The sequence below is a fragment of the Burkholderia latens genome (assembly GCF_902499045.1).
Classification (GTDB): Bacteria; Pseudomonadota; Gammaproteobacteria; order Burkholderiales; family Burkholderiaceae; genus Burkholderia; species Burkholderia latens.
Genome location: NZ_CABVPL010000033.1, coordinates 69,343 through 77,242 on the forward strand (window position 1 = coordinate 69,343; position 7,900 = coordinate 77,242).

General features: G+C 68.4%; 10 protein-coding genes and 1 pseudogene. 1 reads left to right on the plus strand and 10 read right to left on the minus strand.

Features of this window, described 5'->3' with window-relative positions; genetic code table 11:
- The first annotated feature begins 9 nt into the window (after positions 1–9).
- On the plus strand, positions 10–144 hold the full coding sequence (locus BSE24067_RS32825; protein ID WP_279612914.1) for a hypothetical protein: 135 nt from the start codon (positions 10–12) through the stop codon (positions 142–144).
- 71 nt (positions 145–215) lie between these two features.
- Here BSE24067_RS32825 and BSE24067_RS21150 read toward each other — a convergent pair whose 3' ends face one another.
- The 10 genes and pseudogenes from BSE24067_RS21150 to BSE24067_RS21195 all read right to left on the minus strand — a co-directional run.
- Positions 216–596, minus strand: a complete 381-nt coding sequence (locus tag BSE24067_RS21150) for a DUF805 domain-containing protein (RefSeq protein WP_151068498.1) — start codon at positions 594–596, stop codon at positions 216–218.
- A 335-nt stretch (positions 597–931) separates the two neighbouring features.
- A complete protein-coding gene (locus BSE24067_RS21155; protein ID WP_151068497.1) occupies positions 932–1,429 on the minus strand; it encodes a VOC family protein in 498 nt (165 codons plus the stop codon).
- 157 nt (positions 1,430–1,586) lie between these two features.
- Positions 1,587–2,840, minus strand: coding sequence for a DUF3443 domain-containing protein (locus tag BSE24067_RS21160; RefSeq protein WP_151068496.1), 1,254 nt, complete (start codon positions 2,838–2,840; stop codon positions 1,587–1,589).
- Positions 2,841–2,856: 16 nt separating this feature from the next.
- Positions 2,857–3,360: a DUF2844 domain-containing protein gene (locus BSE24067_RS21165; RefSeq protein ID WP_151068495.1), complete on the minus strand. Its 504-nt coding sequence runs from the start codon at positions 3,358–3,360 to the stop codon at positions 2,857–2,859.
- A gap of 293 nt (positions 3,361–3,653) precedes the next feature.
- Positions 3,654–4,388: a protein phosphatase CheZ gene (cheZ, locus tag BSE24067_RS21170; protein WP_151068494.1), complete on the minus strand. Its 735-nt coding sequence runs from the start codon at positions 4,386–4,388 to the stop codon at positions 3,654–3,656.
- A 2-nt stretch (positions 4,389–4,390) separates the two neighbouring features.
- Positions 4,391–4,786, minus strand: a complete 396-nt coding sequence (gene cheY, locus BSE24067_RS21175; RefSeq protein WP_151068493.1) for a chemotaxis response regulator CheY — start codon at positions 4,784–4,786, stop codon at positions 4,391–4,393.
- 67 nt (positions 4,787–4,853) lie between these two features.
- Positions 4,854–5,945 carry a protein-glutamate methylesterase/protein-glutamine glutaminase gene (locus tag BSE24067_RS21180; protein ID WP_151068492.1) on the minus strand — a complete coding sequence of 364 codons (1,092 nt, stop codon included), beginning with the start codon at positions 5,943–5,945 and terminating at the stop codon, positions 4,854–4,856.
- Positions 5,942–6,688 carry a chemoreceptor glutamine deamidase CheD gene (gene cheD, locus BSE24067_RS21185; protein ID WP_174904842.1) on the minus strand — a complete coding sequence of 249 codons (747 nt, stop codon included), beginning with the start codon at positions 6,686–6,688 and terminating at the stop codon, positions 5,942–5,944. Before cheD ends, BSE24067_RS21180 begins: the two co-directional genes overlap by 4 nt.
- Positions 6,685–7,671 (minus strand): CheR family methyltransferase, encoded by a 987-nt coding sequence (locus BSE24067_RS21190; protein WP_151068769.1) that lies wholly within the window; start codon positions 7,669–7,671, stop codon positions 6,685–6,687. The genes cheD and BSE24067_RS21190 overlap by 4 nt, the downstream gene beginning before the upstream one ends.
- A 3-nt stretch (positions 7,672–7,674) precedes the next feature.
- A pseudogene (locus BSE24067_RS21195) lies at positions 7,675–7,900 on the minus strand (methyl-accepting chemotaxis protein); the annotation flags it as partial.

A 7,900-nucleotide genomic window follows, 5' to 3' on the forward strand; every position in this document is an offset into this window, starting at 1 on the left:
CGGCGGCGGGTGGGAAACGTCGTCGCGGAGGCGGTGGCGCGGGTGGCGCGGGTGGCGCGGGTGGCGCGGTGGCGCAGCGACGCGACGAAGCGGATGAAGCGCGAGGCGGTGAAGCGAGGAATCGGTGAATCGATGGCGCGCTGAAGCGGGAAGCGCACGACGCGGATCGTGCCGCCCCCGGGCGCGACGCCGTCGCGCGCGGGGACGGCCGCCGCTCAGATCGCCGGAATCGGATCGGAGCCGTAACGGTTCGGGCCGTTGGTGCCGCGCGAACACATCCACACAAGCAGCAGAATCCCGCCGACGATCGGAATGAACGCGATCAGCAGGAACCAGCCCGAGCGGCCCGTATCGTGCAGCCGGCGGACGGTGACCGCGAGGCTCGGCAGCACCAGCGCAAGCGACACGACCAGCGCGACGACTGCCAGCAGCAGCGAAATCGCGCCGGTTTGCTGGCCGACGGCGGCGAGCACCTGGCACGCGATCGACACGATGCCGGTGAGCAGCGCGAAATACCAGTATTCCGCGCGGCGCGCGCGGCCTTCGAATTTCGCGTACTGATTGAATACGGAACGAATGGCTTCGGTGAAATTCATGTTATTGCCCTCATGTTTTATATCGGCGACCCCGAAAACGACGCGGGCATTATAAATTCGAATTCAAGCCCATTGCATACGTTTTCGCGCACCGGGCGCTTCGCACGTTTCGACATCGCGCGCACAGCCTGTTGCCACGGCCGGATGCCGCGACGCCGCCCGGCATGTCACGTCATTTTAATAATCATCCGGTCGTGACAAAATAAACAGCGCGATAATCCATCGCTCGATTACATGCGAATGAAACGCGTTGCGATCGATAATCGCCGCGAACGTTCGCCATGCGATTTACCGGGCGGCGGAGAACAGGCGCGGAAATCGCCCCGCATGCCGCGCTAACCGGCCGCCGCCAGCTCCAGCACGCGCAGATCGAGCTTCTTCATCTTCATCACCTGCGCCATCACGCGCTCGGCGCGTGCCGGGTCGCCGGCCATCAGTTCGGGCATCTGCACGGGCACGACCTGCCACGACACGCCGAAGCGGTCGCGCAGCCACCCGCATTGCTGCGCGCGCTCGTCGCCGCCTTCGGCCAGCGCGGCCCAGTAGCGGTCGATCTCGTGCTGGTCGCGGCAGTTGACGACGAACGACACGGCCGGCGTGAGCGGAAACGCCGGGCCGCCGTTCAGCGCGAGAAACGCCTGTCCGTCCAGTTCGAACGACACCGTCATCACCGTGCCCTCGGCCTGCCCCGACGCCTGCGCGCCGGACTTGCCGTAGCGAGCGACGTGCACGATGCGCGCATCGTCGAACACCGACACGTAGAAGTTCGCGGCCGCCTCGGCGTCGCGGTCGAACCACAGGAACGGCGTGATGCGTTGAATACGCTGGCTCATGGCGCTGTCTCCTCGATGTCGTGCCGGCACCGGTGCCGGTCTTCTATCGTAGGCGCTGTAACGGGATGGCGCGCGGCGGCGGCCCGTAGTCCGTAACCGCAAGCGAAAAAAGGGGGCGATCGCTCGCCCCCTTCGTGCCACTACGGTTCGCGCACGCTCAGAACGCGACGTAAGGCTGCGCGCCGCCGCTCGACGTCTTGTCCATTCCGAAGTAGATCGTCTTGCCGTAGAAATGCGGCATCCCGAGATCGAGCCAGCCGTCGGCGCCGAACGGGCCTGCGATGTCGTTGAACGCGAACGTCGACGAATTCGCGAACACCGAATCGGCATTCACGACCGGCATCGAGACGCTGCCGGACGTGCCGTTCTTGCCAGTCAGCGTCGCCGTATAGGTGGTCGGCGACGACGGGCAGTAGAACTGCGAGTTGGTCGAGCACTTCGTCTGCGCCTGATCGTTGAAGAAGTACGCGTTCGAGCCGGTGTCGAAAAACGCGGTCACGCTGTTGCCGAGGAACGTCGCGTTCACGTCGCCGGTCGTCGTCGACGTCAACACCGTCGACGCGGCGAGCGCGTTGTTGCTCTGCGTGCCGATCCCGAACGTCAGCAGGCCCGTCGCGCTGCCCTGCCCGCTGTTCGAGATGTTCGGCATCTGCACGATCACGCCGTTGTTGTCGGTCGCGAAGCGATGGACCGGGTTGGCGACCTGCTGCGCGACCGACACCAGCGCGACCGTGCAGCTCGAATTGCCGTTCGGACACGCGTAGTAGTTGTTGTACGTCGGCGACGTCGACGTCGCGCAGGTCGTGCCGCAATCGAGCGGCGCCGGCCCGATGCCGAGGATGCCGTTTGCGCCGAGGTCGTTCGCGGTATTGGCCGACGTTCTCGCGCCGTTGTTCGAGCACGAGCCCGGCACGTTGGACGTACCCAGATCACCGATGATCTGCACCGGCAGCGAATTCGCCTGCTCGGTACCGATCGACAAATCGACGGTGCGCACCGAGCCCCACGTGTAGCTCGACACGAACTTCCCGCACTCGGCGACCGGCGCACCGCCGCTCGTCACCTGCGGCAGGTTGTTCAGCACGCTCGACACGGCGCTGCCGACGAGCCGCAGCCCGTACGACGCGGTGTCGACCAGCACGTTGCTGACCACCTGGCAGTTCGACGTGCCCGGCGCGCAGATCTTCACGTTGACGGTCGGAATGTTGATCACGTGCGCGACGCCGGTGCCGACCGTGATCACGGCCGTGTTCGCCGTATTGCCGTCCGACACGCTGGAGCCGCCGCCGTTGTTGCCGCCGCCCCCGCCGTTGTTGTCGTCTCCGCCGCCGCACGCGGTCACGAGCACGGCCGTCGCGGCCGCGACGCTCAGCAGGCCGAGCCAGCGCTTGAAGGTACGAGGAATGTTCAAGATCGCTCTCCCGCTGTCACTGGATGTCGGTGCCGGTCAGCCCGGCCGGCAGCGCCTTCGGCAGCCATGCCTGGCCGGCGAACGCGCCCATGTGCCCGCCGGTGCGGATCACCAGCCCGGTCGTATCGACGGACACCGGCGCGCGCCAGCCGCGCGCCGCATGCGCGGCCTGGACGCCGGCGGTGTACTGCGGGAAATAGCTGCCGAGCAGCGACTCGAGGTCGGGCATGCTCGGCCCGCGCCACGCGAGGCCGAACACGGTGCCGCCGGCGGTCGTGTATTCGTGGATGACGGTGCCCGATCCGAGCGTGATCTCGCGGACGGTGTACGCGGCGGCGTTCGCCTGCGCGCCGTCGGCCGAGCGCATCGCGCGCTGCATTGCGCGCACGGTGGCGGCCTGATCGTCCGCCGGCGGCGACATCGGCGCGCCGCCCAGTTCGGCGTGTGCGTGAACCGACCACAGCACACCCGTTGCAGCCGCCGCGTGCGCGACGGCCCAGCCCAAGCGTTTCAGCTTCACGTTCCCCCCAAGGGACTGGCTTCGTTGGCCTGCGGCCCGCCATCACATCTGGCACCGCCAGTCAACAAATGAAAGTGTTAAGAATGATGACGCTTCGTTGCTGCTGACGCGTAGTATGCCTGCGGAGTGTGTCAGAGTGTCAATTCGTCGCAGCATGACGCGCCGCAATATGACGTGCGGAACGCACGCCGCGGGGCACGGGAAGGGGAAGGAGAATACGGCAGGAAACCCTGCGCAGCGGGCCGCTCCGCGACGGGAGCGGCGCCGATGTCATGCGATGCAGCCGCGCAGGATCAGAAACCGAGGCTCGCGAGCAGGTCGTCGACCTGCGCCTGGTCCTGCACGACGTCGGACTTGCCTTCCGGCGCGATCTGCGGCCCGTTCAGCAGCGACTCGGGGCTGCCGGTCGAGCTGATCTTCTGCTCGGCCGCGAGCGCGGCGGCAGTCGCCGCGAACTGTTCGCGCCGCTCGGGCGCGATGTTCTCGACCAGCACGGTCAGCAACTGCTGCTCGATCAGGTAGACCATGTCCATGATCTTCTTGATCACCTGCCCGGTCAGGTCCTGGAAGTCCTGCGCGAGCATGATCTCGAGCAGCTGCGCGCTGGTCGCGGAGGCGGCTTCGGGCAGCGCGTGCAGGAACGTGCGCGTGTCGTGCATCAGCTCGCGCACTTCCGCGTGCTCGATCGGCGCCGCGTACCACTGCGCCCAGCGCGCGTCGAGCGCCTCGGCCTCGTTGTGGATGCGCTCCTGCATCGGCTTCGCGATCTCGATCGCGTTCAGCACGCGCTCGGCCGCCTGCTCGGTCATCGTCGCGACGTAGCGCAGCCGGTCGCGCGCGTCGGGCACGGCTTCGGCCGCGCGCTCGACGTGCTTGTCCAGCCCGAGTTCACGCATCGAATCGCGCAGCGTGCGCGTGACGTGGCCGATGCGCGCGAGGATCCGGTCGCTCGCGTAATCGGCGCCTTCGGCATGGCCGTCGGCATTGACCGCCGCGCCGGCAAGCGCCGCATGGATCGGCTCGTTCACGTTCAGCTCCCGGCCTTGGCCATCTTGTCGATGATCTTGTTCAGCTTCTCGTCGAGCGTCGCGGCCGTGAACGGCTTCACGACGTAGCCGCTCGCGCCCGCCTGCGCGGCCGCGATGATGTTCTCCTTCTTCGACTCGGCCGTGACCATCAGCACCGGCAGGTGCGCGAGCGTCGCGTCGGCGCGGATTTCCTTCAGCATCGCGAGGCCGTCGAGGTTCGGCATGTTCCAGTCCGAGATCACGAAGTCGAAGCCGCCGCCGCGCAGCCGCGCGAGGCCGGCCGCGCCGTCCTCGGCTTCGTCGACGTTCGTGTAGCCCAGTTCCTTCAGCAGGTTGCGGACGATCCGGCGCATCGTCGGGAAGTCGTCCACCACCAGGATTTTCATGCTCTTGTCCATCGTCGTTCCTTTGCAGATTCGTTACCGTCGGGGCACGCAGCATCGCACGTGCCCGGTGACATTTCATTCAGACGCGCTGCACGCGGTCGCCCATCGTCGCCAGTCGCGCCATCACGCGCCGGCTCATCTCGGCGAGCGGCGCAATCTCGTCCGCGCCGCCGAGCGCGATCGCCTCGCGCGGCATCCCGAACACGATGCAGCTCGCCTCGTCCTGCGCGAACGTGTGAGCGCCCGCGCGCTTCATGTCCAGCAGGCCGGCCGCGCCGTCGCGGCCCATCCCCGTGAGGATCACGCCGATCGCGTTCTTGCCCGCGTGCTGCGCCGCCGAGCGGAACAGCACGTCGACCGACGGCCGGTGACGGTTCACCGGCGGCTCGTCGGACAGCTGCGCGATGTAGTTCGCGCCGCTCCTCGCGAGCAGCAGGTGCGCGTGGCCGGGCGCGATGTACGCATGGCCCGGCAGCACGCGCTCGCCGTGCTCGGCTTCCTTCACCGCGATCCGGCACAGGCCGTTCAACCGTTGCGCGAACGATTTCGTGAAGCCGGGCGGCATGTGCTGCGCGATCAGCACCGCCGGCGCATCCGGCGGCAGCGGCGTCAGCACCTCGCGGATCGCCTCGGTGCCGCCCGTCGACGCGCCGATGATGATCAGCTTCTCGGTACTGACGAGCGGGTTGTTGACCATCGGCGCGGCCGGCTGGCCGCCCGCCGTGCGCGCGGCGGCCTGCGGCTGCGGCGCCTGGCGCACGCGTGCGCGCGACGCTGCGCGGATCTTGTCCGCGAGCTTTTCCGCGTAGTCGAGCATGCCGTCGCGAATGCCGACGCGCGGCTTCGTGACGAAATCCACCGCGCCGAGTTCGAGCGCGCGCAGCGTGATTTCCGAGCCGCGCTCGGTCAGCGACGACACCATCACGACCGGCATCGGCCGCAGGCGCATCAGCTTCTCGAGGAAGTCGAGCCCGTCCATGCGCGGCATTTCGACGTCCAGCGTCAGCACGTCGGGGTTGTGCTGCTTGATGAGTTCGCGCGCGACGAGCGGATCGGGCGCGGTCGCGCACACCGTCATGTCGGGCTGGCTGTTGATGATCTCCGTCATCAGGCTGCGGATCAGCGCCGAATCGTCGACGCACAACACTTTGATCTTCTGCACTGCGGTCATGCCTCCTGCTTTCTCGAAAGGTTGGCCGCATAAGGGCTGCCGGTCTTCGCGCCGGCCGCGGGCGCGCCTGCGCCGCCGCGCGCGCCGAACAGCTCGATGCGCGGGCGCGCCGGCGGCGGCGCGGCCGGCCGCTTCGCGGCGAACAGCTCGACGTGCACGCGCGGCCGTGCGGCGCGCAGGCGCTCGGCCTCGCGCGCGAGCGCGGCTTCGCGCTCGGTCACGCCCGGCACCTGCAGCCGCAGCTTCTTCACCATCGCGCGGCCGGAGCGCGGCATGAACGCGACCTTGCGCGGATGCACGCCCTGCAGATCCTCCGCGGTGATCCGGATACGTTCGAGCGCCAGATAGCGGCGCACGAAATCCGCGTTGCGGTCGCCGATGTTGATCGTCGTCATCCCGGCCAGCACGGCGGCGCCGCCGAACACCTTCGCCTCGATGCGCTCGCGGCGCCCGCCGGCCTTGATCAGTTCGTTGATCAGCACTTCCATCGCGTACGCGCCGTAGCGCATCGCGTCGGACGCGGCCGCGCCGGCGTCCGCGCCGTCGTCGGGCAGCATGAAGTGGTTCATCCCGCCGATGCCGGCGAGCGGATCGTGCAGACACGCGGCGACGCACGAGCCGAGCACGGTCATCAGCACCATGTCCTCGGACGTCATGTAGAACTCGTTCGGCAGCAGCTTCACGCCCGGGCGTTCGAAGTGATTGTCGAAGTAGCGATTGGTCGCGATCGGCAGGGCGCTCATCCGCGTTCTCCGTAAGCGGGCGCGCCGCCCGCGACGCGTGCGGCCATGCGCGGCGGCACCGCGGCCGGCGCGGCCGCACCGCGCCCACGCATGCCCTGCGCGGCATCGCGCGTCAGTTCGTACACGGTCTGCCCGCGCAGCCGGAACGCCTGCGTGACGTACGTGAAATTCTCCGAATGCCCGGCGAACAGCAGCCCGCCCGGCTTCACGAGCGGCTCGAAGCGCGACAGCACCTGCCCTTGCGTCGGCTTGTCGAAATAGATCATCACGTTGCGGCAGAAGATCGCGTCGAACGGCTTGCCGATCCCGTAGTCGGCATCGGTCAGGTTCAGCTGCTCGAAGCGGATCATCGCGCGCAGTTCGGGGCGCACCTTCACGCGGCCGGCCTGCGCGCCGGTGCCTTTCAGGAAGAAGCGCTTGAGCCGCTCGGGGCTCAGGTGCTTGACCTGGTCGTACGTGTAGATGCCGGCCTCGGCCTTCGCGAGCACCTGCGTGTCGAGGTCGGTCGCGAGAATCGACGCGCCGCGCGCGGCCGACTCGCCGAGCGCCTCGATCAGCGTGATCGCGATCGAGTACGGCTCCTCGCCGGTCGACGCCGCCGAGCACCACACCGAGACCGGCGCCGGCCGCGTCTTCACGAACTCGGCGAGGATCGGGAAATGATGCGACTCGCGGAAGAACGCGGTCAGGTTCGTCGTCAGCGAGTTGGTGAACGCTTCCCACTCGAGCGGATCGTCTTCCTGCTCGAGCAGGTCCAGGTAATCGCGAAACGTGTCGAGGCCGCGGGCCCGCAGCCGGCGGGCCAGCCGGCTGTACGCCATGTCGCGCTTGTGCTCGGACAGCGAGATTCCGGCGCGTTGATGTATCAGCGCGCGGATGCGCGCGAAATCCGCGCCCGTGAACGCGAAGTCGCGCCCCGGCTCGCCCGCGCGGGGCGAGGCTTCCGGTGCATCGGATCGAAACGGTGCGCGCGCGGACGGCATGGCTTAGAAGGTCTCCCAGTCGTCGTCGGAGCCGCCGGCCGCGGCCAGCGCCGGCTTCTCGCCGTTCAGCGCCGGGCGCACCAGTGCGGCCTTCTCGGCCGGCTTGTGGGTCGGCGCGGCCGCCGCCTTCGCGAGACGCGGGCCGTAACCGCCGGCGGCCGGGGCTTCCTTCGGCGCGCGTGCGGCGGCGTCGGTCGTGCGCTTCGCGTCGTGGCTCGACGCCGGTGCG

What these genes read in the sequence shown, in the direction of transcription:
- BSE24067_RS21150 (WP_151068498.1), bottom strand. Translation starts at nt 596, where the DNA reads ATGAATTTCACCGAAGCCATTCGTTCCGTATTCAATCAGTACGCGAAA.
- BSE24067_RS21155 (WP_151068497.1), bottom strand. Translation starts at nt 1,429, where the DNA reads ATGAGCCAGCGTATTCAACGCATCACGCCGTTCCTGTGGTTCGACCGC.
- cheY (WP_151068493.1), bottom strand. Translation starts at nt 4,786, where the DNA reads ATGGACAAGAGCATGAAAATCCTGGTGGTGGACGACTTCCCGACGATG.
- BSE24067_RS21180 (WP_151068492.1), bottom strand. Translation starts at nt 5,945, where the DNA reads ATGACCGCAGTGCAGAAGATCAAAGTGTTGTGCGTCGACGATTCGGCG.
- cheD (WP_174904842.1), bottom strand. Translation starts at nt 6,688, where the DNA reads ATGAGCGCCCTGCCGATCGCGACCAATCGCTACTTCGACAATCACTTC.
- BSE24067_RS21190 (WP_151068769.1), bottom strand. Translation starts at nt 7,671, where the DNA reads ATGCCGTCCGCGCGCGCACCGTTTCGATCCGATGCACCGGAAGCCTCG.